General features: G+C 74.8%; 25 protein-coding genes and 1 pseudogene. 8 read left to right on the top strand and 18 right to left on the bottom strand.

What is annotated here, in order from left to right; translation table 11 throughout:
* From ACZ63H_RS11855 to sigE, 3 genes and pseudogenes are all read right to left on the bottom strand, one after another.
* Nucleotides 1-761, bottom strand: a pseudogene (locus ACZ63H_RS11855) (hypothetical protein); the annotation flags it as partial.
* Nucleotides 762-888: 127 nt separating this feature from the next.
* Nucleotides 889-1,860, bottom strand: coding sequence for a zf-HC2 domain-containing protein (locus tag ACZ63H_RS11860; RefSeq protein ID WP_469863900.1), 972 nt, complete (start codon nt 1,858-1,860; stop codon nt 889-891).
* Complete coding sequence (sigE, locus tag ACZ63H_RS11865; RefSeq protein WP_469863902.1) at nt 1,857-2,570, bottom strand: RNA polymerase sigma factor SigE; 714 nt, start codon at nt 2,568-2,570, stop codon at nt 1,857-1,859. Before sigE ends, ACZ63H_RS11860 begins: the two co-directional genes overlap by 4 nt.
* Nucleotides 2,571-2,804: 234 nt before the next feature.
* Here sigE and ACZ63H_RS11870 point away from each other — a divergent pair, with 234 nt between their 5' ends.
* A complete protein-coding gene (locus tag ACZ63H_RS11870) occupies nt 2,805-3,503 on the top strand; it encodes an O-methyltransferase (RefSeq protein WP_467933432.1) in 699 nt (232 codons plus the stop codon).
* Nucleotides 3,504-3,605: 102 nt separating this feature from the next.
* Here ACZ63H_RS11870 and ACZ63H_RS11875 read toward each other — a convergent pair whose 3' ends face one another.
* On the bottom strand, nt 3,606-3,773 hold the full coding sequence (locus tag ACZ63H_RS11875; RefSeq protein WP_018544333.1) for a DUF3117 domain-containing protein: 168 nt from the start codon (nt 3,771-3,773) through the stop codon (nt 3,606-3,608).
* 375 nt (nt 3,774-4,148) lie between these two features.
* Here ACZ63H_RS11875 and chcB point away from each other — a divergent pair, with 375 nt between their 5' ends.
* Nucleotides 4,149-4,952, top strand: a complete 804-nt coding sequence (gene chcB / locus ACZ63H_RS11880) for a 2-cyclohexenylcarbonyl CoA isomerase (protein WP_469863904.1) — start codon at nt 4,149-4,151, stop codon at nt 4,950-4,952.
* Nucleotides 4,953-4,974: 22 nt separating this feature from the next.
* Here the strand turns inward: chcB and ACZ63H_RS11885 are convergent, their stop codons facing one another.
* Together ACZ63H_RS11885 and ACZ63H_RS11890 are read right to left on the bottom strand one after the other, a co-directional pair.
* Nucleotides 4,975-5,562 carry a DNA-3-methyladenine glycosylase I gene (locus ACZ63H_RS11885; RefSeq protein WP_467933386.1) on the bottom strand — a complete coding sequence of 196 codons (588 nt, stop codon included), beginning with the start codon at nt 5,560-5,562 and terminating at the stop codon, nt 4,975-4,977.
* Nucleotides 5,559-5,933: a DivIVA domain-containing protein gene (locus ACZ63H_RS11890; RefSeq protein ID WP_469863906.1), complete on the bottom strand. Its 375-nt coding sequence runs from the start codon at nt 5,931-5,933 to the stop codon at nt 5,559-5,561. The genes ACZ63H_RS11885 and ACZ63H_RS11890 overlap by 4 nt, the downstream gene beginning before the upstream one ends.
* Nucleotides 5,934-6,070: 137 nt before the next feature.
* Here ACZ63H_RS11890 and folP point away from each other — a divergent pair, with 137 nt between their 5' ends.
* Nucleotides 6,071-6,931 (top strand): dihydropteroate synthase, encoded by an 861-nt coding sequence (gene folP / locus ACZ63H_RS11895; protein WP_469863908.1) that lies wholly within the window; start codon nt 6,071-6,073, stop codon nt 6,929-6,931.
* Between the two features lie 45 nt (nt 6,932-6,976).
* Here the strand turns inward: folP and ACZ63H_RS11900 are convergent, their stop codons facing one another.
* Together ACZ63H_RS11900 and dapE are read right to left on the bottom strand one after the other, a co-directional pair.
* Nucleotides 6,977-7,735 carry an LOG family protein gene (locus ACZ63H_RS11900; protein ID WP_469863910.1) on the bottom strand — a complete coding sequence of 253 codons (759 nt, stop codon included), beginning with the start codon at nt 7,733-7,735 and terminating at the stop codon, nt 6,977-6,979.
* Nucleotides 7,736-7,840: 105 nt separating this feature from the next.
* Nucleotides 7,841-8,920 (bottom strand): succinyl-diaminopimelate desuccinylase, encoded by a 1,080-nt coding sequence (gene dapE / locus ACZ63H_RS11905; RefSeq protein WP_469863912.1) that lies wholly within the window; start codon nt 8,918-8,920, stop codon nt 7,841-7,843.
* A 95-nt stretch (nt 8,921-9,015) separates the two neighbouring features.
* Between dapE and ACZ63H_RS11910 the strand changes: the two genes are divergently transcribed.
* Together ACZ63H_RS11910 and ACZ63H_RS11915 are read left to right on the top strand one after the other, a co-directional pair.
* A complete protein-coding gene (locus ACZ63H_RS11910) occupies nt 9,016-10,008 on the top strand; it encodes a VldE C-terminal domain-containing protein (protein WP_469863914.1) in 993 nt (330 codons plus the stop codon).
* Between the two features lie 288 nt (nt 10,009-10,296).
* On the top strand, nt 10,297-10,749 hold the full coding sequence (locus ACZ63H_RS11915; protein ID WP_469863916.1) for an ATP-binding protein: 453 nt from the start codon (nt 10,297-10,299) through the stop codon (nt 10,747-10,749).
* A gap of 147 nt (nt 10,750-10,896) precedes the next feature.
* On the opposite strand, the gene ACZ63H_RS11920 is transcribed toward ACZ63H_RS11915, so the two are convergent.
* Entirely contained in the window at nt 10,897-11,994 is a 1,098-nt protein-coding gene (locus ACZ63H_RS11920; protein WP_469863918.1) for a bifunctional succinyldiaminopimelate transaminase/glutamate-prephenate aminotransferase, read from the bottom strand.
* A gap of 119 nt (nt 11,995-12,113) precedes the next feature.
* The gene (fdxA, locus tag ACZ63H_RS11925; RefSeq protein ID WP_014674796.1) at nt 12,114-12,434 is read right to left on the bottom strand and encodes a ferredoxin; all 321 of its coding nucleotides are present in this window, start codon (nt 12,432-12,434) and stop codon (nt 12,114-12,116) included.
* A 139-nt stretch (nt 12,435-12,573) separates the two neighbouring features.
* On the opposite strand from fdxA, the gene ACZ63H_RS11930 reads away from it, so the two are divergent.
* Together ACZ63H_RS11930 and ACZ63H_RS11935 are read left to right on the top strand one after the other, a co-directional pair.
* Complete coding sequence (locus tag ACZ63H_RS11930) at nt 12,574-13,596, top strand: GNAT family N-acetyltransferase (RefSeq protein ID WP_469863920.1); 1,023 nt, start codon at nt 12,574-12,576, stop codon at nt 13,594-13,596.
* A 27-nt stretch (nt 13,597-13,623) separates the two neighbouring features.
* A complete protein-coding gene (locus ACZ63H_RS11935) occupies nt 13,624-14,490 on the top strand; it encodes a transglutaminase family protein (RefSeq protein WP_469863922.1) in 867 nt (288 codons plus the stop codon).
* A 30-nt stretch (nt 14,491-14,520) separates the two neighbouring features.
* On the opposite strand, the gene ACZ63H_RS11940 is transcribed toward ACZ63H_RS11935, so the two are convergent.
* The 8 genes from ACZ63H_RS11940 to ACZ63H_RS11975 form a co-directional block, all read right to left on the bottom strand.
* The gene (locus tag ACZ63H_RS11940; RefSeq protein ID WP_469863924.1) at nt 14,521-15,135 is read right to left on the bottom strand and encodes a response regulator; all 615 of its coding nucleotides are present in this window, start codon (nt 15,133-15,135) and stop codon (nt 14,521-14,523) included.
* Nucleotides 15,132-16,280, bottom strand: a complete 1,149-nt coding sequence (locus ACZ63H_RS11945) for a sensor histidine kinase (RefSeq protein WP_469864048.1) — start codon at nt 16,278-16,280, stop codon at nt 15,132-15,134. Before ACZ63H_RS11945 ends, ACZ63H_RS11940 begins: the two co-directional genes overlap by 4 nt.
* Before the next feature lie 47 nt (nt 16,281-16,327).
* Nucleotides 16,328-17,068: an ABC transporter permease gene (locus tag ACZ63H_RS11950; protein ID WP_469863926.1), complete on the bottom strand. Its 741-nt coding sequence runs from the start codon at nt 17,066-17,068 to the stop codon at nt 16,328-16,330.
* Nucleotides 17,065-17,994: an ABC transporter ATP-binding protein gene (locus ACZ63H_RS11955; protein ID WP_469863928.1), complete on the bottom strand. Its 930-nt coding sequence runs from the start codon at nt 17,992-17,994 to the stop codon at nt 17,065-17,067. The genes ACZ63H_RS11950 and ACZ63H_RS11955 overlap by 4 nt, the downstream gene beginning before the upstream one ends.
* Before the next feature lie 138 nt (nt 17,995-18,132).
* A complete protein-coding gene (locus ACZ63H_RS11960; RefSeq protein ID WP_469863930.1) occupies nt 18,133-20,514 on the bottom strand; it encodes a hypothetical protein in 2,382 nt (793 codons plus the stop codon).
* 158 nt (nt 20,515-20,672) lie between these two features.
* Nucleotides 20,673-21,089 (bottom strand): DUF6113 family protein, encoded by a 417-nt coding sequence (locus tag ACZ63H_RS11965; RefSeq protein ID WP_469863932.1) that lies wholly within the window; start codon nt 21,087-21,089, stop codon nt 20,673-20,675.
* Nucleotides 21,086-21,955, bottom strand: coding sequence for an N-acetyl-1-D-myo-inositol-2-amino-2-deoxy-alpha-D-glucopyranoside deacetylase (mshB, locus tag ACZ63H_RS11970; protein WP_469863934.1), 870 nt, complete (start codon nt 21,953-21,955; stop codon nt 21,086-21,088). Before mshB ends, ACZ63H_RS11965 begins: the two co-directional genes overlap by 4 nt.
* 47 nt (nt 21,956-22,002) lie before the next feature.
* A complete protein-coding gene (locus ACZ63H_RS11975) occupies nt 22,003-22,197 on the bottom strand; it encodes a hypothetical protein (protein ID WP_030614868.1) in 195 nt (64 codons plus the stop codon).
* 172 nt (nt 22,198-22,369) lie between these two features.
* Between ACZ63H_RS11975 and ACZ63H_RS11980 the strand changes: the two genes are divergently transcribed.
* Nucleotides 22,370-24,499: a S9 family peptidase gene (locus ACZ63H_RS11980; RefSeq protein ID WP_469863937.1), complete on the top strand. Its 2,130-nt coding sequence runs from the start codon at nt 22,370-22,372 to the stop codon at nt 24,497-24,499.
* Nucleotides 24,500-24,574: the final 75 nt, after the last annotated feature.

Genomic DNA, 24,574 nt, shown 5'->3' on the forward strand with positions numbered 1-24,574 from the left:
TCCGGGGCGACCGCCGGGTGCTGCACGGGCGGCGCGGGCACCTGGGCCGCGGGCGTGCCCCCGGGCACGGGGAACGCCGACGACGGGGCGGGGACCACGGGCCCGGGCGTGCCGTGCCCCGGGGCGACCGCCGGGTGCTGCACGGGCGGCGCGGGCACCTGGGCCGCGGGCGTGCCCCCGGGCACGGGGAACGCCGACGACGGGGCGGGGACCGCGGGCCCGGGCGTGCCGTGCGCCGGGGTGACCGCCGGGTGCTGCACGGGCGGCGCGGGCACCTGGGCCGCGGGCGTGCCCCCGGGCGCGGGGAACGCCGACGACGGGGCGGGGACCACGAGCCCGGGCGTGCCGTGCGCCGGGGTGACCGCCGGGTGCTGCACGGGCGGCGCGGGGGCCCAGGGGCCGGGTTCGCCGTAGGGCGGGGTGCTGTAGGGGTCGGGGTCGTGCAGGGGCCTGACCGGCTCGTCGGGGTCGGGTACGGCGGCCTCGCCGGCCGTGGCCGGGTGCCGTACGGCGCCCGCGGCGCTTCCCTCGTCCCCGGTCCCGCCGCCTGCGGTGCTCCCCGGCGCCCGCGTCCCGGCCACGGTTCCCTCCGCCTCGGTCACGGCCTCCGTGCCGGTGCGGTGCGGCGCGGCCGGGGCCGGCTTGGCCAGTTCGAAGTCGCCGTCGGAGGCGGGGGGTCGGGGCGGGGCCGGGGAGGCCGGGGTCGACCCCGCCGGTCCCCGTGGTCCTTCCGGCGACGGCACACCGTTCCCCTCGTTCATGCTCTCCCCACGGCTGGGCCGCGACCGCGCGCTGCGGCGGCCACGGGACGTCGTCCGCCGTCCCGGGTCGCCCCGGGCACGGCCTGTGAGGATTCAACCAGGTGCGCCGGCCGTGCCGCGGCGACGGTCAGGGCGAGGAACGGGGCGGGGCCGGGGAGGCGGAGGAGGCGGTGTCGGGGACGGGGGCGGTCAGGGGGGCGGAGCCGGTGGCTCCGGAGGACGCGGGCCAGTCGCCGAGCGGGCGTATCAGCGCGGAGACGGCGGCCGCCCCGGCGAAGACCGGCGCGGTCAGCCCGCGCACCCCTTCGCTCCGGGCCTGCCCGGAGGACGGGGCGGGGACGCCGGGCAGCAGCGGCGCGGACAGCGTGGTCGGCGCCACCGGGGCCGACCCGAGCAGCGCGCCGCCCTGGGCGAGCAGCGGCCCCATCGGGCGCCGGCGCTGGCTGTCGGGCGTGGCCGCGCCGCCGCCCGTGCCGGAGCCGGCCGAGCGCACCGGGACGATGCCGGAGCCGCCGCGGGTGTCCGTGCCGGGGTCGCCGGGGAAGGCGGTGGTCACCCCGCCGAGGGCCAGCGCGGCCAGCGACACCGCGCCGGCGGCGGCGAAGGCGAACCGCCGGCCGCGCGAGGCGGAGCGGCCGTCGTCCGGGCGGCCGACGGGGTGGATGCGGAAACCGTCGTCCCGGGGCCGGCCGGCGCCGTCCGGGCCGGCCGGGAGCAGGCCGTGCGGGCGGGCCGGGACGTACCCGAACGGGAGGCGTTCGCCGCGCCTCGCCCCGAAGGTGCCGGGGCCGCCGGAGGCGCCGGGGCCGTCCCCGGCGAACGGCGTGCCGCCGCCGTCCGGGCCGCCGCCCGAGGGGAGGCCCTGGAGGCGGGCCAGGAGGCTCGCCGAGGGCGGGGGCGGGGCGGCCTCCGCGAAGACGTTCTTCAGCGCGCGCTGGGCGTCCGCCTCGGCCTTGCACCGGGCGCAGGTGGCCAGGTGCGCGAGGACCCGCTCACGCGACTCATGACCGAGTTCTCCGTCCACCAGGGCGGAGAGCCGGTCTCCCAGGTGCTGCTCTGCGAGGCGTGCCTCGACAGGTTTCGGCCGGGATCCACTCACGCGGTCGCGCCCCCTCCCCCCAGAGCGGGGACCCGGGCGAGGAAGGAGCGCCGCTCGGCCGCGCGGGCCTCCGGGGAGCGGTGCGCCAGGGCCTTGCGGAGCTGGGACCGGCCGCGGTGGATACGGGAGCGGACCGTGCCGAGCTTCACGCCGAGGGTGGCGGCGATCTCCTCGTAGGACAGTCCCTCGATGTCGCACAGGACGACGGCGGCGCGGAACTCGGGCGCCAGGGTGTCCAGCGCCTGCTGGACGTCGGCGTCGAAGTGCGCGTCGTTGAAGAGCTGTTGCGGGGTGGGCTCGCGGCTGGCCAGGCGCTCGGCCGCGTCCTCGCCGAGGGCGTCGAAGCGGATGCGCTGCTTGCGCCGCACCATGTCGAGGAAGAGGTTGGTGGTGATGCGGTGCAGCCAGCCCTCGAAGGTGCCCGGCGAGTACGTCGACAGGGAGCGGAAGACGCGGACGAAGACCTCCTGGGTGAGGTCCTCGGCGTCGTGCTGGTTGCCCGTCAGGCGGTAGGCCAGTCGGTAGACCCGGGCGCTGTGCGTGCTGACGATCTCGTCCCACGTGGGCGGGGTCCACGCCTGCCCGTCCGCGTCGGTGGTGAAGGTCGCGGTCGGGGTGTCGCCTGCGGCGGACCCGGCGGCGTGGCTGTCAGCAGCGGTGTCGGTCACGGATTTCGGCCTGCCCGCCGACCCGAGGAAGCGCCGCAGCACTCCTCCCCGATCCCCGGGCGCAGCCGCACCTCCCCTGTCGGCTCTGGTGGTGTCCAGTGGAGCCCCTACCATAGCCACCTCGCCCGTTAGCTCCGGATAAGCGGTTTTACGAGAATTTGATACACGCTGATCCGGCTCATCCGGCTGCGTCAGCAGTTGCTCGGTGCGCTGTCCCACCTCTCGCCCCCCGTCGCGTCCACGGCCACCGGCTCTTCCCTGTAAACGCACGGGCTCATCTGCGGGTTCCCGCCGCCAACGGATACAGTCACGCCCAGGCAACCACGGGGACAGGAGAGGGTCATTACCGCCAACCGGCAGACGAGCTGGGCGTTCGCCGACGCCTTTGTCGCCGAGGACGAAGCGCTGCACTGGGCCCGCGACCGGGCCCGGGAGGCAGGGCTGCGCTCGGTGTCGCCCGGCACGGGCGCCGCGCTGCGACTGCTCGCCGCCTCCGTGGACGCGAAGGCGGTCGCGGAGATCGGCACCGGCTGCGGGGTGTCCGGCATCCACCTGCTGCACGGGATGCGGCCGGACGGGGTGCTCACCACGGTGGACTCCGAGCCGGAGCACCAGCAGTTCGCCCGGCAGGCCTTCCGCGGCTGCGGCTTCGCCAGCAACCGGGCCCGGTTCATCCCCGGCCGCGCCCTGGAGGTCCTGCCGCGCCTCGCCGACGCGGGCTATGACCTGGTGTTCTGCGACGGCGACCGGCTGGAGTACCCGGACTACCTCGCCGAATCGTTGCGCCTGCTGCGGCCGGGCGGCCTGGTGGTCTTCGAGGGGGTCTTCGCGGGCGGCCGTACGGTCGACTCGGGGCCCCAGCCCACCGAGGTGCTGCGCCTGCGCGAGCTGCTGCGCACCGTGCGGGAGAGCCAGGAACTGGTGTCGTCGCTGCTGCCGGTGGGCGACGGGCTGCTGTGCGCCGTCAAGCGGTGACGGCGCCGGCGGGGGTGACAGGGGCGGCGACGGCCCCCGGGAACGCTGCTGCCCCGGCACCGCGTACGATGCCGGGGCAGGCGTAAGGACAGGATCGGGACGTCAGACGACGACCTTCTTGAGGGCGTCGCCAAGCGCCTCGGCCTCGTCAGGGGTCAGCTCGACGACGAGTCGACCGCCGCCTTCGAGCGGAACGCGCATGACGATGCCCCGCCCCTCCTTGGTCACCTCGAGCGGGCCATCACCCGTCCGCGGCTTCATGGCCGCCATGCTCGTTCCCCTTCCTGAAACCAGCTCATCGTCTGCCGGTACCCCCGGAAGAGGGCACCCGCCATCCGAAACGGACACGCGACACCGGCATCGAACACATTGCTTCCTGGCCATTATCCCGCATCGCAGGACCCGATGACCAACGTCGGTCGGCATCGCTTGGGCAACGCGCGCGAGCAAAACCACCCAATTCGGCGATGTGCCTGCGATACTTCGCCGCCCCGCAAGGATCCTCCGACCGGCTCCGTGCGCCATTTCTTTGACGCAGGTCACACGTCCGGTCCGGCCGCCGGCCGGGGATCTCCGCCATGCTGTCCTCAGACAGGGACGTACTGAGCGGTACGTCACCAGCGGCTCTTCCGGAGGGGACACGCCATGGCCGACACCGTGCTCTACGAGGTGAGCGACGGACTCGCGACGATCACGCTGAACCGCCCGGAGGCGATGAACGCGCTGGACATCGCGACCAAGGCCGCCCTGCGCGAGGCGGCGGAATCGGCGGCCGGGGACACGGCCGTACGGGCGATCCTGCTGACCGCCGCCGGGGACCGGGCGTTCTGCGTGGGCCAGGACCTCAAGGAGCACATCGGGCTGCTGGCCAGTGACCGGGAGACCGGTGCCGGGCAGACGATGAGCACGGTCAAGGAGCACTACAACCCGATCGTGCGGGCCCTGGCGGGGGCGCCGAAGCCGGTGGTCGCGGCGGTGAACGGCGTGGCGGCCGGGGCCGGGTTCGGCTTCGCGCTCGCCGCGGACTACCGGCTGGTGGCCGACACCGCCGCGTTCAACACCTCCTTCGCGGGCGTCGCCCTGACCGCGGACTCCGGCATCTCCTGGACCCTGCCCCGGGTGGTCGGCCCGGGCCGCGCCGCCGACCTGCTGCTCTTCCCGCGCAGCATCGGCGCCGAGGCCGCGCTGGAGCTGGGCATCGCCAACCGGGTCGTACCGGCGGGCGAGCTGCGCGCCGAGGCCGAGAAGGTGGCGCGGGCGCTGGCCGGCGGTCCCACGGTGGCGTACGCGGCGATCAAGGAGGCGGTGGCCTACGGGCTGACGCACTCGCTCGCCGAGACGCTGGAGAAGGAGGACGAGCTGCAGACCCGGGCCGGGCGGTCCGAGGACCACGCCATCGCCGTCCAGGCGTTCGTGAACAAGGAGAAGCCGAAGTACCTCGGACGCTAGGGCCGGGGGCCGCGGGGCCGTCCTACGCGGCGCCGCGGGCCACGCAGGCCTCCAGGTGGTCGTCGACCAGGCCGCACGCCTGCATCAGGGCGTACGCCGTCGTCGGGCCGACGAACCTGAGGCCCCGCTTCTTCAGGGCCTTGGACAGGGCCGTGGACTCGGGGGTCACCGCCGGGACGTCGTCCAGGGTCTTCGGGGCCGGGCGGGTCGCCGGGTCCGGGGCGTGGGACCAGATCAGCTCGTCCAGGTCGCCGTCGGCCCAGTCGGCGAGCAGGCGCGCGTTGGCGAGGGTCGCGTCGATCTTGGCGCGGTTGCGGATGATGCCCGGGTCGGCGAGCAGGCGCTCGCGGTCGGTGTCGGTGAACGCGGCGACCTTCTCGATGCGGAAGTCCGCGAAGGCGGCGCGGAAGCCCGGGCGGCGGCGCAGGATCGTGATCCAGGACAGGCCCGACTGGAAGGCCTCCAGGCTGAGGCGTTCGAAGAGGGCGTCGTCGCCGTGGACCGGGCGGCCCCACTCCTCGTCGTGGTACGTCACGTAGTCGTCGGTGGACAGGGCCCAGGGGCAGCGCGGGGCGCCGTCCGGTCCGGCGATGGCGGCTCGGCTGGTCATCGCTGCTCCTCCCGGCCCTCGTTCGGGTCCGTCTGCGGCTGTTCGGGCTGCCGGTCGGGCGCGGCGGCGGCTCTGGCGCCGGCCAGCGCGGATTCCAGGCCGGCGATACGGGCGTCCCGCTCGGCGAGTTCGGCGGCGAGCCGGCCGAGGGCGTCGTCGACGTCGGCCATGCGGTAGCCGCGCGGCGCGACCGGGAAGCGCAGGCTCTCCACGTCCGCGCGGTCCACCGGGCGGTCCGGGGGCAGCGGGTCCTGGAGCCGCTCGGGCGCCGCCTCGGGCAGCGGGGCGCTCTCCCCGCCGCCGATCACGGCCAGGGTCACCGCGGCGACCACGACGGCCAGCGCGACGACCAGGAACAAGAACATCACCATTGCCTCGGGGTCCCCACGCTCGTACCGGCCGCTGTGCCGGCAGCAGTATCTGTCAGGGTCCGATCGTGCCATGCGAGTCTGACAGTTAGGGTCACAGGCGGCCGTACAGCGGGACGTACTAGGAAAGGGCAGGGCGGATGCTCAGGCTGGGCAGGCGGGAATTCGGGCCGCACGAGCCGGTGATCATGGCGATCGTGAACCGGACGCCGGATTCCTTCTACGACCAAGGAGCCACGTTCCGCGACGAACCGGCCCTGGCACGGGTGGAGCAGGCGGTGGCCGAGGGCGCCGCGATCGTCGACATCGGCGGGGTCAAGGCCGGTCCCGGCGAGGAGGTCTCGGCCGAGGAGGAGGCGCGCCGGACGGTGGGCTTCGTCGCGGAGGTACGGCGCCGGTTCCCCGATGTGGTCATCAGCGTGGACACCTGGCGGGCCGAGGTCGGCGAGGCGGTGTGCGAGGCGGGCGCGGACCTGCTGAACGACGCGTGGGGCGGGGTGGACCCCGGCCTCGCGGAGGTCGCGGCGCGGTACGGAGCGGGGCTGGTGTGCACGCACGCGGGCGGGGCCGAGCCGCGGACCCGGCCGCACCGGGTGACCTACGACGACGTCGTGGCCGACATCCTCGACGTGACCCTCGGGCTGGCCGAGCGGGCGGTGGAGCTGGGGGTGCCGCGGGAGTCGGTGCTGATCGATCCCGGGCACGACTTCGGGAAGAACACCCGGCACAGCCTGGAGGCGACGCGGCGGCTGGACGAGATGGTGGCCACGGGGTGGCCGGTGCTGGTGTCGCTGTCCAACAAGGACTTCGTGGGCGAGAGCCTGGACCGGCCGGTGAAGGAGCGGCTGATCGGCACGCTGGCGACGACGGCCGTCTCCGCGTGGCTCGGGGCGCAGGTGTACCGGGTGCACGAGGTGGCGGAGACCCGCCAGGTGCTGGACATGGTGGCGGCCATCGCCGGGCACCGCGTCCCCGCGGTGGCCCGGCGGGGCCTGGCCTGATCCCCGGGCGCCCCGCCCGCGGCCCGCTGCCCGGCGGGGCCGCCGCTAGCGGCCCGCCTCCTTCGACACCAGGGCCACCGCTTCCTCGACGTCGTCCGTGACGTGGAACAGCAGGAGGTCCTTCTCCGCGGCCTTGCCCTGGGCCACCAGGGTGTTCCTCAGCCAGGAGACCAGGCCGCCCCAGTACTCGCTGCCGAAGAGGACGATCGGGAAGCGGGTGACCTTCTGGGTCTGGACCAGGGTGAGGGCCTCGAAGAGTTCGTCGAGGGTGCCGAGGCCGCCGGGGAGGACCACGAAGCCCTGCGCGTACTTGACGAACATCATCTTGCGGACGAAGAAGTAGCGGAAGTTCAGCCCGATGTCGACGTAGGGGTTCAGTCCCTGCTCGAAGGGCAGCTCGATGCCGAGGCCCACCGAGATCCCGCCCGCCTCGCACGCGCCCTTGTTGGCCGCCTCCATGGCGCCCGGGCCGCCGCCGGTGATGACGGCGAAGCCGGCCTCCACCAGGCCGCGGCCGAGCCGCACCCCCGCGTCGTACTCCGGCGAGTCCGCCGGCGTCCGCGCCGAGCCGAAGACGCTGATGGCGGGCGGGAGTTCGGCCAGCGTGCCGAAGCCCTCGATGAACTCCGACTGGATGCGCAGCACCCGCCAGGGGTCGGTGTGCACCCAGTCGGTGGGGGCGCGCTCGTCCAGCAGCCGCTGGTCGGTCGTGCTGGCGGTGACCTGGCCCCGCCGTCGGAGGACCGGTCCGAGCCGCTGCTCGTCCGGCGGCTGCTTCTTCCCCTCGGGGTTGCCGGTAGCCATGTGCGCTCCCTCCGCTTGCGGGTGTTTCGTCCTCAGCCTAGATCCATACGGGTTACGGAGGGGGGACGTCGGCGTGTCCGGCGGGCACCGGCACCGGCGGGGGCCCTACGCGGTGAGCCAGTCGCGCAGCCGCTCCTCGCCCGCGAGGATCTTCGCGGTCTCCACCCGCTCGTCCCGCTTGTGCGCCAGGAGCGGGTTGCCCGGGCCGTAGTTGACCGCGGGGACGCCGAGCGCGGAGAACCGGGACACGTCCGTCCAGCCGAACTTGGGCCGCGGGGTGCCGCCCACCGCCTCGATGAAGGCCGCGGCGGCCGGGTGGGACAGACCCGGCAGCGCGCCCCCGCTGTGGTCGTCGACGACGAACTCCGTCACCCCGCAGTCCGCGAACACCTCGTGGACGTGCGCGATCGCCTCCTCCTCGGTGCGGTCGGGGGCGTAGCGGAAGTTGACGGTCACCACGCACTCGTCCGGGATCACGTTCCCGGCCACTCCCCCGCCGACGCGCACCGCGTTCAGGCCCTCGCGGTACTCCAGTCCGTCGATGACCGGCCGGCGCGGCTCGTAGGACGCCAGGCGGGCCAGGATCGGGGCCGCCGCGTGGATGGCGTTGGAGCCCATCCAGCCGCGCGCCGAGTGCGCCCGCTCGCCCGTGGTCCTCAGCAGCACCCGCAGCGTGCCCTGGCAGCCGCCCTCCACCTCGCCGTCGGTGGGCTCCAGCAGGACCGCGAAGTCGCCCTCCAGCCACTCCGGATGGGCCTGGGCGACGTGCCGGAGGCCGTTGCGCTCGGCCTCGACCTCCTCGTTGTCGTAGAACACGAAGGTCAGGTCGCGGTTGGGGGCGGGGACGGTGGCCGCGATGCGCAACTGCACCGCCACGCCCGACTTCATGTCGCAGGTGCCGCAGCCCCACAGGACGCCGTCGTCGTCGAGCCGCGAGGGGACGTTGTCCGCGAGGGGGACGGTGTCGATGTGGCCGGCCAGGACGACGCGCTCGGCGCGGCCCAGGTCCGTCCGGGCGATCACGTTGTTGCCGTACCGGTCCACGGTCAGGTGCGGCAGGGCCCGCAGGGCGGTCTCGATCGCGTCGGCGAGCGGCTTCTCGGTGCCGCTGACGGACGGGAAGTCCACGAGCCGCGCGGTGAGCGTGGCGGCGTCCAGCGTGAGGTCAAGGGAGGTGTCGGGCATGGCCCCGACCCTAGCGCGCCACCTGCCGGAACACCGCCGGGCCGAGCGCGCGGACCACACGCGGGACACCGGCCGGGCTCCGCTACCTTGTACGCGTGCCAGAGCCGTCCCCCACTTCTTCGAAGCGCCGCGGTCGCCTGTTCCGCCGCACCGCGGCCCTGTTGGTCCTGTGCGGTGTCGCCGCGTACCTCGTGGTGCAGTACATCACCGGAGGCGGGGGTGCGCGCGGCTGCGCGGTGGTCTCCGCCGACGGCGACGGGGCGTCCTACGAGTTCACGCCCGAGCAGGCGGAGAACGCGGCGACGATCGCGGCCGTGGGCACCGGGCGCGGGATGCCGGAGCGGGCCGTGACCATCGCGCTGGCGACCGCCCTCCAGGAGTCGGGGCTGCGCAACATCCGGCACGGCGACCGGGATTCGCTGGGCCTGTTCCAGCAGCGGCCCTCCCAGGGGTGGGGCAGCGAGCGGCAGATCATGGACCCGGCGTACGCGGCGGGCATCTTCTACGCGCACCTGGCCGAGGTGCCGCACTACACGGACCTGCCGCTCACGGTGGCCGCGCAGCGGGTGCAGCGCAGCGGCTACCCGGAGGCGTACGCCAAGCACGAGCCGGACGCCACGCTGCTGGCGGCCGCCCTGACCGGGCGCGCGCCGGCCGCGCTGACCTGTGACGGGCGCCCGCAGCACACGGCGCCGCGGACCGGACCGGACGCGGTACGGGCCGCGCTGGTACGGGACTTCGGGCGGGACGCGCTGCAGGAGACCGGCGCGGTGGTGGGCGGGACGCCCGTGCCGTCGCCGTCCCCGTCGCCGAGCGTGCGCGCCACCGCGCGCGGGCGGACGGTGACGGTTCCGGTGCCCGAGGGCGCGAAGACGGACGCCACCGGGCGGGACGAGCGGGCGCGGGGCTGGCAGCTGGCGCACTGGGCGGTGGCCCACTCCTCGGCGCTGCGCATCGAGCGGGTGACGTACGCGGGGCGGGAGTGGACCGTGGGGAGCGACTCCGACGAGTGGCGGCCCGTCGCCGCCCAGGGAGCCGCCGGGGCGGAGCGGTCCGCCGGGGTGGTCCGGATCGTGGCCGCACAGTAGTGCGCCCGTTCACTCCCCCGGGTTGTGCTCCGGTGGAGTGACGGGCGTTCGGGGAAGAAGCCCCTCCGGGAGTCGAAATCCTTGGGAATCAAGGGCCGGAAGGTTTCCGCGCCGTGCGGACGCGAACCTTCTTTGCCCGTTTTTATCCCCACCTGATAATGCGATGCGTTATCCATTCTTTACCCGGGGCGTCCGCAACCTTCGCGGGCTTCGAGCGGTAGTCACGGCGTCCGAGCCGGAGACGGGCTCGGACGACTGACACCGTTACCTCCCGTCGAATGGAGCATCATGTCCCTCCCCCTGACCCGCCGGATCGCCCGTGCCGCGCTGCTCGTCGCAGCGGGAGCGGCCGCCGGGGTCGGTGCGGCCGGCTCCGCCGGTGCGGCCACGAACCTGCCCGACGTCGGCCCCAACCTGAGCGGGCTGACCGCGCTGGACGGGGCGCACGCCGGCGACGCCGTCGACAGCGCCGCGCGGCAGGTCACCTCCGTCGCGGGCCACGCGGGCGGCAAGGCCGTCGAGCAGGCGGTGCCGGCCGCGGGCAAGACCGGCGGCGGTGCCGTGAAGAAGACGGCGCCGGTGGCGCAGAAGGCCGCGGGTGACGTGGCCGGGGCCGCGGGGGGCGTCCTCGGGGACGCCGCGGCCGGCGCCACGAAGGGCGGCCTGCCGACGGACTCCCTCACCAAGGGCGGCCTGCCGACGACGTCCCTGCCGGGCAAGGGCCTGTCGCCGCTCGGCTGACCTGCACGTCGGCCGCCGACGGGGTCCGGGGAGTTCCCCGGGCCCCGTCCGCCGTGGTGCGCCGGCCGCGCGCCCGGGCCTACGCCGTCAGGCGGGAGACCGCCGCCCGCACCCGTTCGCCGTGGTGCGCCGGCCGCGCGCCCGGGCCTACGCCGTCAGGCGGGAGACCGCCGCCCGCACCCGTTCGTCGGTTGCCGTGAACGCCACGCGGACGTGCCGCGCGCCGGCCTCGCCGTAGAAGTCGCCCGGGGCGACCAGGATGCCCCGGTCGGCCAGGTGGGCGACCGTGCTCCAGCAGGATTCGTCGCGGGTGGCCCACAGGTAGAGGCTGGCCTCGCTGTGCTCGATGCGGAAGCCGTGGGCGAGCAGGGCCGAGCGGAGCGCCTCGCGGCGGGCCGCGTAGCGCGCGCGCTGCTCCCGCACGTGGACGTCGTCGCCGAGCGCGGCCACGACCGCGGCCTGGGTCGGCGCGGAGGTCATCATGCCGCCGTGCTTGCGGATCTGCAGCAGCGGGCCGAGGACGTCCGGGTCGCCGGCGATGAAGGCCGCGCGGTAACCCGCCAGGTTGGACCGCTTGGACAGGGAGTGCACGGCGACGATGCCCTCGTAGGAGCCGCCGTTGACGTCCGGGTGCAGCACCGAGACCGGGTCGGCCTCCCAGCCCAGTTCCAGGTAGCACTCGTCGGAGAAGACCAGGACGTCGTGGGCGCGGGCCCAGGCGACGATGTCCGTCAGTTCCCGCCGGGTGAGGACCCGGCCGGTCGGGTTGGACGGGGAGTTCAGCCAGAGCAGCCGCAGGCCGTCCGGGTCCAGGTCGCGCGGGTCGTCGTAGACCTCGTACCGGGCGCGGGCGAGGCGGGCGCCGACCTCGTAGGTGGGGTAGGCCAGGCGCGGGTAGGCGACCTTGTCGCCGGGGCCGAGGCCGAGCTGGGTCGGCAGCCAGGCCACCAGTTCCTTGGAGCCGACGACCGGCAGCACGTGCCGGTGGGTGATCCCGCGGGCGCCCAGCCGGCGCTCCAGCCAGCCCGTGATCGCGTCGCGCAGGGCGGGGGTGCCCCAGACGGTCGGATAGCCCGGCGAGTCGGCCGCGTCGACCAGGGCCTTCCGGATCGGCTCGGGCACCGGGTCGACCGGGGTGCCGACGGAGAGGTCGACGATGCCGTCCGGGTGCGCGGCGGCCGTCTTCTTGTACGGCTCCAGCTTGTCCCAGGGGAAGACCGGGAGCCGGTCGGAGACTGCGGACACGATCAGTGGCTCACTTTCGTACGGTGCGGCAAACGCCTCGGTCCCGTGCGGCGCGGATCGGGTGATCGGGCCGTACGGGACCGAGGCGGCGCGGTTGCGGCCGCTTGGCGCTCAGACGGTCACTCGCCCTGCGGCGGCAGCGCGGCGACGAAGGGGTGGTCGCGCTCGATCAGCCCCAGCTTGCTGGCGCCGCCGGGCGAGCCCAGCTCGTCGAAGAACTCGACGTTCGCCTTGTAGTAGTCCTTCCACTCCTCCGGGACGTCGTCCTCGTAGAAGATCGCCTCGACCGGGCAGACCGGCTCACAGGCACCACAGTCGACGCATTCGTCCGGGTGGATGTACAAGGACCGCTGGCCCTCGTAGATGCAGTCGACCGGGCACTCCTCGATGCACGCCTTGTCCTTCACGTCGACACAAGGCTGCGCGATGACGTAGGTCACGCTGTCGTTCCTCCTCGATAGGGCGCTGGCGAGCCTCCTCAGGCCCGCCGCCTGGCGCGCGGGAGCGCGGCGTCGTCGATGCCCGCCCCTAGTATCTCCGTTCCGGAGCATGATCCGAACAGGAGGGGTGAACTGACCAGTGGAAATCTCGGCGGCAGGACGCCTGGAGGTCCGAATCACCCCTGCTGACGTGGGGAAACGGGTCTCTGTACGGCGGTTGGGCGAACCCGGTACCGGACCGGAGAAGTTCACTGACACGGTGGGTGTTCTCACATCCTGGGACGGTGGCGTGCTCATGATCACACGCCGGGACGGGGAAAGTGTCGGAATTCCCGAATCCGCGCTGGTCGCGGGCAAAGTGGTGCCCGCCGCGCCGGCGCGGCGCAGGGGCCCCGCCGCCACCTACCCGGAGCTGGCGCGCGTCGCCGCGCGCTCCTGGCCGCCGCTGGAGAGCGAGCGGCTGGGCGACTGGGAGCTGCGGGCCGCCGCCGGGTTCACCCGGCGCGCCAACAGCGTGCTGCCGCTGGGCGACCCCGGCACGGGGCTCGACGCGGCCCTGGCCGCCGTACGGCGCTGGTACGGCGAGCGCGGCCTGCCCGCCTACGTGCAGACCGCGACCGGCGCCGAGGGCACGCAGGAGCTGCTGTGCGCGGAGCTGGAGCGGCGCGGCTGGGTGCGGGAGGTGACCGCCGAACTGTGGACCGGGGCGCTGGCGCCGGTCGCGGACCGGGCCGGCGGCGAGGGCGTGGTCCTGTCCCGGACGGCGGACGAGGCGTGGCTCGCCCGGTACCGGCGCGCGGGAGCGGGCGACGCGGCCCCGCGGGTGCTGCACGGCGGCCCGTCGGTGTGGTTCGCGGCCGTGCCCGGCGCCCGGGCGGGCGAGCCGCCCGCGGCGATCGGGCGGTGTGCCGTGGACGGGCGGTGGGCCGGGTTCGCCGCCGTCGAGGTGGACCCCGCCCGGCGCCGGCGGGGGCTGGCCACCGAGGTGATGGCCGCGCTGGCCCGGCGTGCCCTGGACGAGGGCGCCTCGGCGGCCTGGCTCCAGGTGGAGGCGGACAACGAGGGCGCCCGGGCGCTCTACCGCGCGCTCGGCTTCCTGCCGCACCACGCCTACCACCACTACCGGGCGCCGGACCGGGCGCCCGCCCCCGGACAGCCGTAGCACCGCGATGGGAGGGCCCGAGCCGTCATGCGTCACCCGTATCTGCCGCCCCCGTACCCGCCCCCGCCGGAACGCTCCGCCGAGCTGCGGCGGCGGTTCGCCGAGGAGGCCCGGTCCGAGCGGCCGGACTTGTCGGCGCTGTGCCTGCTGATCGGCGCCGAGACGGACGGCTCGCTGGACGACGCCGGCCTCGACGCCGCGCAGGCAGAGCTGGACCGGCTGGCGGGCGAACTGCCGTACCGGCCGGGCTCGCCGCGCGCGTGGGCCGAGGCGGTCCGCCGGCTGCTCGGCGACCGCCACGGCTTCCACGGCACGCCCGGCGACTACCACCGGCTGGAGTCCTCCCTGCTGCACGAGGTGCTCGAGCGGCGGCGCGGGCTGCCGATCCTGCTGTCGGTGGTGTGGCTGGAGGTCGCGCGCCGGGCCGGGGCCCCGGTGTACGGGGTGGCGCTGCCGGGGCACTTCGTGGTCGGGTTCGGCCCGGCGGCGGAGCGGGTGCTGGCCGATCCCTTCGAGGGCGGCCGGGTGCTGACCGGGGCGGACGCCGAGCTGCTGGTGGTGGGCGCCACGGGCGCGCCGCCGGACCCCTCGGCGCTGGAGCCGGCCCGGCCGCTGGAGGTCGTGCAGCGGGTGCTGAACAACATCCGGGCGTGGGCGGCGGCGCGGCCGGAGCGGTCGGACGTGGCGCTGCGTGCCGTGGAGCTGGCGCTGCTCGTCCCCGCGCATCCGGCGCGGCTGCGCTACGAGCGCGGGCAGCTGCTGGTGCAGCGCGGGCAGTTCACGGCGGGCGCGAAGGAACTGGAGGCCTACGCCGACCTGATCGAGGTGGTGGACGAGTCGGCGGCGCGCACGATCCGGCGGGAGGCGGGCACCGCCCGGGCCAGGCTCAACTGAGGCGGCCGGGGCGCTCGCCGTGCGCGGGGTTCACAGCCAGCCCTTCTCCCGGGCCGTCAGCACCGCCTCGGCGCGGTTGCGGGCCGCCAGTTTCTGGATGGCCGTCGAGAGGTAGTTGCGGACGGTGCCCTGGGACAGGTGCAGTGCCTGGGCCAGTTCGGCGTTGGTGGAGCCGTCGGCCGCCGCGCGCAGCACCTCGCGTTCGCGCTCGGTGAGCGGGTTGGCGCCGTCGGCGAGCGCGGCGGCGGCCAGGGTGGGGTCGATCACCCGCTCGCCGGCCAGCACCTTGCGGATCGCCTCGGCGAGCTGGGCGGCCGGGGCGTCCTTGACGAGGAAGGCGTCCGCGCCGGCCTCCATGGCGCTGCGCAGATAGCCGGGCCGGCCGAAGGTGGTGAGCACCACCAGCTTCACGCCGGGGTACGCGCGGCGCACCCGGGCCGCGGCCTCGATGCCGGTGCAGCCGGGCATCTCGATGTCGAGCAGCGCCACGTCCACGTCGTGCGCGCCGACGGCGGCGAGCACCTCGTCGCCGCGCGCGGCCTGGGCGACGACCTCGATGTCGTCCTCCAGGCCGAGCAGCGCGGCCAGCGCCTCGCGGACCATCGACTGGTCCTCGGCCAGCAGGACCTTGATCGTGCTCGTCATGCCCCGGATCCTACGTCCCCCAGGGGGGCGGCCGGCACGCGGGCGACCAGCCGGAACCCCGGTCCGTCCCGGCCCGCGCGCAGGGTGCCGCCGGCCTTCTCGAGCCGCTCGGTCAGGCCGGTCAGACCGTTGCCGGGGCCCTTGCCGGAGCCACCGCTCCCGTTGTCCTCGACGGTGAGTTCCAGCACCGGCCCGTCCAGCGTCTCGCGGCGCAGCAGACGCACCGCGCAGCGGTCGGCGCCGCTGTGCCGGACCACGTTGGTGACCGCCTCGCGCAGCGCCCAGGCGAGGGCGGACTCGGCCTCCTCGGGGACGCCGGCGAGATCGGGGTCGGCGGGCACCTCGGCGGTCACCTCGGCGGCGGCCAGGGCGACCTGGGCACCGGCCAGTTCGGCGGCCAGCCGGGGGCGCCGGTAGCCGGTGACGGCCTCCCGGACGTCGACCAGGGCCTGCCGGCTGACCTGTTCGATGTCGGCGACCTGCCGGGCCGCCTGCTCCGGGTGGGCGGGCAGCATCCGGCCGGCCAGCTCGCTCTTCAGCGTGATCAGGGACAGCGAGTGGCCGAGCAGGTCGTGCAGGTCGCGGGCGAGGCGCAGGCGTTCCTCGTTGGCGGCGAGGTGGGCGACGGTGGCGCGGGCCTTGCGCAGCTCGATGGTGGTGCGCACGAGCTGGCCGACGCCGCTCATCGCGAACCCGATGAGCAGGACGAGGACGACCAGGCCGCGCGCCTGCCTCTCGTCGGAGTGCAGGCCGATCAGGTACATCACCAGGGCGGAGGCCGGGATGGCCCAGTAGGCGGCGCGCAGCGGCAGGGTGGTGCCGAAGGCGACCGCCAGGTAGACGAACAGGCCCAGCCAGGCGCTGCCGAGGGTGTAGGCCAGGACGGGGGCGAGCACGCCGAGGACCCCGCCCAGGGCGAGCACGGCACGGGGCGAGAACGGCCGGCCGATGTTGCGGAAGACCATCGCCAGGTAGACCCCGACGAAGACGGCGAGGCCGCACGAGCCCGCCACGGTGGCGGCGGTGGAGTGGCCGCCGCCCGCCAGGTCCTCGACCGGCGAGCTGAGGAAGACCAGCCAGACCCCGATCCACAGCGTCTTGACCAGCAGCTCGCGCCGGCTGGCGGGCGGCCGGCCCACGGGGATGTGCCGCGGCGTCGCGCCGTCCCGGTCGTCCGTCGTCGTCGTGCTGCTCACGCCTTCAGCGTGTCCTTCCGGTACAGCCAGGCCGCGCCGCCCGCGAACAGGACGAAGGAGACGGCGAGCACGGCGATGTCCTGGGCGCGGGGGGCCTGGCTCTGTTCGATGGCCCGTCCCAGGGCAGCGTACGCGTGGGTGGGCAGCCACTCGGCGATGTCCTGGAGCCACCCCGGGAAGGTGGTGGTGGGCATCCACAGGCCGCCCAGCATGGACAGCCCGAAGTAGGTGATCATGGTGATCGGGCGGACCGCGTCACCGCCGGCGAGGTAGCCGAGGGCGACGCCGAGCGCGGCGAAGACCAGGCTGCCCGCCCAGATGGCGCCGCTGAGCGCGAGCCACTGCCAGGCGTCGAGGCGTACGTCCTTCACCGCGGCGGCGACCACGAACACGATCAGGATGGACGGCAGGCTGACCACGGCCGCGGCGGCCGTCTTGGCGAGGACGTAGCCGCGCCCGGGCAGCGTGGTCAGCCGCAGCTGCCGTACCCACCCGCTCTCGCGCTCCTTGGCGATGCGCTCGCTGTTGCCCATCAGGACGGCGGTCAGCGCGCCGAAGGAGGCCATGGAGACCATCATGTACGTCGGCAGGGTCAGCCCCGTGCCGTCGAGTTCGGTGTGGCTGTCGGCGTTGCCCGCGATCAGCAGGAACAGGGCAGCGGGGTAGATCACGGAGAAGAACAGGAACTTGCGGTTGCGCAGGACGCGGGTGAGTTCCAGCTTGATCAGGCTGTTCACTGCTGCTTCGCCTCCTCGGCGGCGGTGATGGCGACGAACGCCTGCTCGAGACCGAGGCCGGCGACTTCGAGGTTGCGGGGGTAGAGGCCGAGGCCGTACAGGGCGTGCACGGTGGCGTCGGCGTCGGCGGACCGGATGCGGACGGTCCGGCCGGCGACGTCGATCCGGGTGACGGCCGGCAGGGCGCGCAGGAGGCCGTCGTCGACCGCGTCGGCCAGGTCGAAGGAGATGCGGCGGGCGCCCGCCCGGGCCTTGATCTCGGCGGCGGTGCCGTCGGCGAGCAGCCGGCCCCGGTGCAGCACCAGGACCCGGTCGGCGATGGCGTCGGCCTCTTCCAGGTAGTGGGTGGCGAACAGCACCGTGCGGCCCCGGTCGGCCTGCTCGCGCATGGTGGCCCAGAAGGCCTGGCGGGCGGAGACGTCCATGCCGGTGGTCGGCTCGTCCAGGACGATCAGGTCGCTGTCGCCCGCGGTGGCGAGGGCGAACCGGACCCGCTGGGCCTGGCCGCCGGACAGCTTGTCGACCTTGCGGCCGGCGATCTTGGCGATGCCCGCGCGCGCCAGCACGTCGGCGACCGGGTACGGCCGCGGGTGCAGCGAGCAGGCCAGCCCGACCAGTTCGGCGACGGTGACCCCGTCCATCAACCCGCCGCTCTGCAGCATGGCCCCGACCCGGCCGGCCACGATGGCCTCGCGGGGGCTGGTGCCGAACAGGCTGACCGAGCCGCTGTCGGCGCCCTTCAGCCCGAGGAGCAGGTCCAGGGTGGTGGACTTGCCGGCCCCGTTCGGGCCGAGGAGGGCGACGGTCTCGCCCGGGTACAGCCGCAGCGAGAGGCCGTCCACGGCCCGCACGCTCCCGTACGTCTTGGTCACCTGGTCGAACCCGACCACCGGGGCGGTGGTGGCCGGTGCCGCTGTCGTCGTCATGGGACCCATGCTGGCGGCCCGGGCCGGGGGCGGGGCAGTGCCGTGGGTCCCGCATCCCGGATGACGGATGTCATACGGACCGGGTGACGGGTACGGCGAGGGGGCGCCCCCGTCGGCGGGAGCGCCCCCCGGTGACGACTAGCTGGGGTCGGTGTCGATGACCCCGACCCGGTTGATCCTGCTCATCAGCGCCGGGCGCAGCGCGGCGTAGACGTCCTCGGGCGTGACGGGCGTCTTCTTGCCGTTGCCCCGGGTGATGAGCACCCCGTCGAAGGCCTGGCCGTACAGCTCCTTGAGGGCGGTCAGGTCGGGCTTGTCGACCAGCTTGCCGTCGACCGCGGTGACCCGGAGGAACTTCCACAGCGAGTTCTGCGGGCTGAACGGCACGGAGTGGGCGGGGTCGGTCTGGACGGACACCCGGCCCGACATCGCGGGTTCGGCGAACTCCTTCATCATCCGGTCGACCTCGGCGTCGGAGACCGTCGGCTGCCGGGTGGTGGTCGGCACGGTGACCGGGGTGGCGCTGTCCGTCTCCACCAGCGCCCGGTAGGCCTGTTCGACGGCCTTGGCGGACCGGTCGGCGTCGACGGCCCGGCCCGCCTTGCCGTAGACGGGCACCGCCTTGCCGGACTTGAACTCGATGGTGCCGTCGGTGGCCGAGCCGGCGCCCGAGCCGCCGCCCGCCTGCTGGAGCGCGGCGTGCAGCTTCTCCTCGTCCACCGGCATGACCGGGGCGACCACGCGCTTCTGCCCGAAGAGGGAGCCGACGACGTGGACCGGGTTGTAGTCGCTGTGCGCGGCCTCGCTGACGGTGGCCTGGTAGTCGAACTGGAGGCCCGCGTTCTCCGGGGTGAGGGAGACGGTCCTGCCGCCGACCGCGAGCTTGAGCGGCTTGTCGACCCGCTTGCCGAAGGCGTCGTCCAGCTTCTTGACGGCGTCGTCGCGGGTGCCGCCGCCGATGTCCACGCCGAGCACGGTGGTGCCCTTGGGCACGTCGGTGTGGTTCATCAGCAGCCCGGCGCCGTAGGCACCGCCCGCGGCGACGACCACGGCGGCGACGAGCAGCATGAGCTTGCTGCGGCCCTTCTTCTTCGGCTTGGCCGCCGCCTTGGGCGCCGGGGCCGGCTCGGGCTTCGGCTTGGGCGCGGCGGGCGCTGCCGGTCCGCCGCCGGAGGCGCCGAACGGCGGGCCGCCCGCACCGGGGGCCACCGGCATACCGCTGGTGACGGTCTGTCCGGAGACGTTGCCCGCGGCCGGGGAGCGGTAGCCGGGCGTGCCCGGCTCGGGAGCCGGCTTCTGCGGGGTGAGGATCGCGGTGTCGTCGCTGAGCCCGCCGCCGGGACCACGGCCGCCCGGGTGGGCGCCCGGACCGGCGCCGGGGCCGTCGAGGCCGGCGAGGTCGGTGAGCGCGCTGCGCGGGGCGCCCTGGCCGGTGCGGCCGGCGCCCGCGGGCGCGTCGAAGGGCTCGCCGGGCCGCGGCACGAGGGTGCCGTCGCCGGTGACCGGGCCGCCGGTGGGGCCGGCCGGGCCCTGCGGTCCGCCGGGGCCGCCCTGCCCGCCGGGGCCGTTGAAGCCGCTGGCGCCGCCCGGGCCGCCGGCGCCGCCCTGCCCGGTGAAGTCGCCGGCGCCGCCGTGCGCGGGGGCGCCGCCCGCCGCGCCGCCGTAGCCGTCCTGTCCGTTCCCGCCCGCCGGGCCGGCGCCGAAGCCGTCCCGGCCGCCGTGGGCCGGGCGGTCCTCCGCGAAGTACGGCAGGTCGTCGCGGCGCGGCTCGCCGGCCCCCGGGGCGCCGGACTCGGAGGCGCCGGGGCGGGAGCCGCCGCCCAGCGGGCCCGCGGTCAGCGCCTCGGTCACGTCGAAGGAGCCGGTGCCGCCGCCGTGGCCCGGGGCGACGGGGCCGCCGGTGGCACCGGCCAGGCCCTTGCCGTTGGTGCCGCCGGAGCGGGCGCCCGGCACGCTCATGGAGCCGACCACGCCGCCGGGACGGCCGCCGGGGCGCGCGCCGGCGGTACCGGTCGCGGCGGACGCGCCCGGACCACCCGTACGGGGGCCCGCCGGGGAAGGCGCCGGGGCGGCGGAACCGCCGGGGATCCCGGCGCCGTTGGTGCCGCCCGGGCCGCCCTTGGGGGCGCCGGCCCTGCGGGGCGCGAACCAGTCGCTGGTCTTCTCCTCCGCCTGGCCGGCGGGCTCGGCCGGGGCCTCGGCGGTGCCGCCGGCGGCGGGCGTGCGGTCGGATGCGGGCCGCTGCTCGGCGGCCGGCGTCTCGTCCCCGGCGCCCTCGCCGTCCCCGACGGTCTTGCGCACGACGACCGGCGGGATGGGCCGGGATCCGGGGATGTTGATCCGGATCCGGGTCGTCAGCGTGGTCTCGGTCTTCTTCTCGTCCGGCCGCGTGCCCGAACGGCCCGCGCCCGTACCGTCGTCGGAAGCCAGGGGGGTCCCGTACGGCGGTGTGCCGGAGGGGTATGCGGCTCCGCCGCGCCCGTTGGGCCCGGAGGACGGAGTGTCAGTTTCACGACTCAAGGCAGGTTCTCCCGGTTGGCTCCGCCGCCCTTACGACCTGACTGCTCGGGCGGCTCGGCGGCGCGCACCACCATACTGGCCGCTTCCGGCACGTATCCCATGACCGCTGGGGAAACCCACACCGGACTCGCACGTGCGCCGCACGGCGAAGTGGTACGTCACTTCCCAAGTCGGGCGGAGCCGCCGCCGGGTTGCCGTGCGGCGCCAACGGTGGCACAGATCACAGCCACGGCCATGCCGCCGAGCAGGAAGAGGTAGGAGCCGCCGCCCGCGCCGAACAGGAAGTCGCCTTCCGGGCGCGCGGTGGTGAGCAGCACGACGGCGATGATCCAGCCCGCGGCCGGCGCGACCGCCCCGCCGCGGCCGCGGGTGGCGTACGCGCCGCCGAGGAAGAGCCCGGCGGCGCCGGCGAGGGCGAGCAGCAGCCCGCCGGGGAACCAGGCGCCCTGCAGCAGGGCGCCGGCCAGGGCCACGACCGCGCCGAGCAGGAACAGTCCGACGAGGGCGGCGGCCCGGCCGGGCGTGGGCGGGCGCAGCGGCTGGGCGAGCGAGGAGCCCGGTCCGCCGCCGCTCACGACGCCTCCCCGCCGCCGGCGGCCTGGACGCCCGCGAAGAGGTCGGTCTCCCCGCGCTCGCCCGTGCCGCGCACCAACTCGTAGTACTCGGTGGTGAACAGCGGCTGGGCGAGGGCGTTGGAGAGCGCGAAGTACGGCCCGGCGACCTCGACCTGGGTGGCGTGGGCGCGCATCGCGGCGGCCTTGGCGGCGGCGTACGCGGTGCCGTCGATCGCGGTGGTGATCCGCTCGTCGCCGACCACGCCGGGTACGTCGTCCACGGCCGCGCTCTTGTCGAACGGCAGGGTGTCCAGCTCGTCCTGGAGGCGGGCGAAGGCGGCCTCCGCGACGGAGCGCGGGACGCGGTTCCAGTAGACCTTGGCGACGCGGTGGCCGCGCTCGGCCGCGAGGTCGACGGCGCGCATGGCGACGCGGTGGGCCTGGACGTGGTCCGGGTGGCCGTAGCCGCCGTTGTCGTCATAGGTGACGAGGACCTGCGGGCGGACCTGGAGGATGACGTCGGCGAGGTGGCCGGCGGCCTCGTCGACGTCGGCCTGCCAGAAGCAGCCGGGGTCGTCGTTGTCGGCCGTGCCGGTCATCCCGGAGTCGCCGTAGCGCCCGGCGCCGCCGAGCAGCCGGGCGTCGGTGACGCCGAGCGCGGCGAGGGCCGCGCCCAGTTCCCCGCGCCGGTGGGTGCCCAGCGCGGGGCCCGTCAGGTGCCGCAGCTCCGGCGGGATGACCTCGCCGCGCTCGCCCAGGGTGCAGGTGACCAGGGTCACGTGCGCACCCTCGGCCGCGTACCTGGCCATGGTCGCGCCGTTGTTGATCGACTCGTCGTCCGGGTGCGCGTGCACCAGCAGCAGACGTCGCGCGGGCAGTTCCGTCATGGCACCACCCTACGAGGTCACCGCTCCGCCCCCGGTGACACCGGCCCTCAGAACTTGATGCTGCCGATCATGCCGGCGACGTTGGTCGTCAGCTCTCTGATCGTGGGCGCGATGGTCGAGGAGGCGAGATAGAAGCCGAGCAGGATGCAGACGACGGCATGGCCGCCCTTCAACCCTGACTTCTTGATCAGCAGGAAGACGATGATCGCCAGCAGCACCACCGCCGAAATCGAGAGTGCCACGGCGGCTCACCTCCAAAGATCCCAGGGACGCGGGTTCTAGATCAGTTGAGCAAATCCATGCAGGAGCCAGCAGGTTCATACCCACACAGCGGTAGTGATCATAACTATCCGTGTGCGCGCATCGCTCGGCGCACAGCCGCACAAGGGGGCGCATGGCCAATATGGTCGGGGTATGACGAACGAGGCTGACTCCTTCCCCCGCCGGCACGCGCGGACGCAGCGGTTCACGCTCGGCGCGCCGCGCGCGTTCACGGTGGCGCCCGACGGCACGCGTGTCGCGTTCCTGCGCTCCGGCTCGGGCACCGACCGCGCCAACTCCCTGTGGGTACTGGACCTCCCGGGCGGCACCGAGCGCCTCGCGGCCGACCCCGGGGCGCTGCTCCAGGGCGCCTCGGAAGAGCTGTCGGACGAGGAGCGGGCCCGCCGCGAACGGAGCCGGGAGGGCGGCGCCGGCATCGTCGGCTATGCCACCGACAATTCCGCGGAACTGGCGGCCTTCGCCTTGTCAGGGCGGCTTTTCACGGCGGAGCTGCGGGCCGGGACGACGCGCGAACTCCGCGTTCCGGGGCCGGTGATCGACCCCCGCCCGGCGCCCGACGGCCGGCATGTCGCCTACGTCTCCCGGGGCGCGCTGCGGGTGGTGGGCGCCGAGGGGGACGGCGACCGGGCGCTCGCCGAACCGGAGTCGGCGGAGGTCTCCTACGGGCTCGCGGAGTTCGTCGCGGCCGAGGAGATGGCGCGCTCGCGGGGCTTCTGGTGGGCCCCGACCTCGGACCGGCTGCTCGTGGCGCGGGTGGACGACACGCCGGTACGGCGGTGGTGGATCGCCGATCCGGCCCGACCGGAACGTGAGCCACTCAACATCCGCTACCCGGCGGCGGGCACCCCCAACGCGGACGTACAACTGTTCGTCTACCACCTGGACGGGAGCCGCACCGAGGTGGTCTGGGACCGGGCGCGCTACCCGTATCTGGCACGAGTGCACTGGTCAGAGGCGGGTGCGCCGCTGCTGCTGGTGCAGGCTCGCGATCAGCGCGGCCAGCTGTTCCTGGCCGTGGACCCCGATTCCGGGGCCACGCGGATGGTGCACGCCGACGAGGACCCAGATTGGCTTGAACTTTTCGCCGGCGTGCCCTGCTGGAGCCCCTCGGGGCAGCTTGTCCGCATCGCGGACGAGGGCGGCGCACGGGTGCTGACGGTCGGGGAAAGGCCGCTGACCAGCGCGCAGTTGCACATTCGTGCGGTTCTGGACGTGGGTTCCCGCGACGTACTGGTTTCCGCCTCTTCCGGTCCGGAGGCCGCCGAGCCGGAGATTGGCGAAGTTCACGTGTACAGGGTGAACGAGTTGGGCGTGGAACGCGTGTCGGAGGAGCCCGGTGTGCACTCGGCGGTGCGCGCCGGGGGCGTCACCGTCCTGGTGTCCGCGGCCCTGGACCGGCCGGGCAGCCGGGTCCGGGTGCTGTGCGACGGGGAGCCGGCGGCCACGATCCGGTCGTTCGCCGAGGATCCCGGCCTGCCGGTGCGGGTGACGCTCACCGAGGGGGGCGCACGCCGAATCCCATGCGCCGTGCTTATGCCTCGGGACTACCCCGGTGACACTCCCCTGCCGGTTCTCCTGGACCCCTACGGCGGTCCGCACGGCCAGCGGGTGGTGGCCGCCCACAACGCCCACCTCACCTCGCAGTGGTTCGCCGACCAGGGTTTCGCGGTGATCGTCGCGGACGGCCGGGGCACCCCGGGCCGCTCCCCGGGCTGGGAGAAGGCGATCCGGGACGACGTGGCGGCCGTGGTGCTCCAGGACCAGGTCGACGCGCTGCACGCGCTCGCCGAGCGGTACCCGCTGGACCTGGACCGGGTGGCGATCCGGGGCTGGTCCTTCGGCGGGTACCTGGCGGCGCTGGCGGTGCTGCGCCGCCCGGACGTCTTCCACGCGGCGGTGGTCGGCGCGCCCGTCACCGACCTGAGGCTCTACGACACCCACTACCAGGAGCGCTACCTCGGCGACCCGGGCGAGCGGCCCGAGGTCTACCGCCGCAACTCGGTGATCGACGACGCGGGCCTGGTCGACCCGGCCGAGCCGCACCGCCCGATGATGGTGATCCACGGGCTGGCGGACGACAACGTGGTGGTCGCCCACTCGCTGCGGCTGTCCTCCGCCCTGCTGGCCGCCGGCCGCCCGCACGAGGTGCTGCCGCTGTCCGGGGTCACCCACATGACCCCGCAGGAGACCGTCGCCGAGAACCTGCTCCGCCTCCAGCTGGACTTCCTCCGGCGGTCCCTGGCCCCGGCGGGGCGCCCGTGAACACCCGTAACACACAGGCAACTTCGCGGAAGCGGTACCGATATACGGACACGGCAGCCTGAACTGCGTACGGCC

This window comes from Streptomyces sp. NPDC104831, from assembly GCF_055583025.1.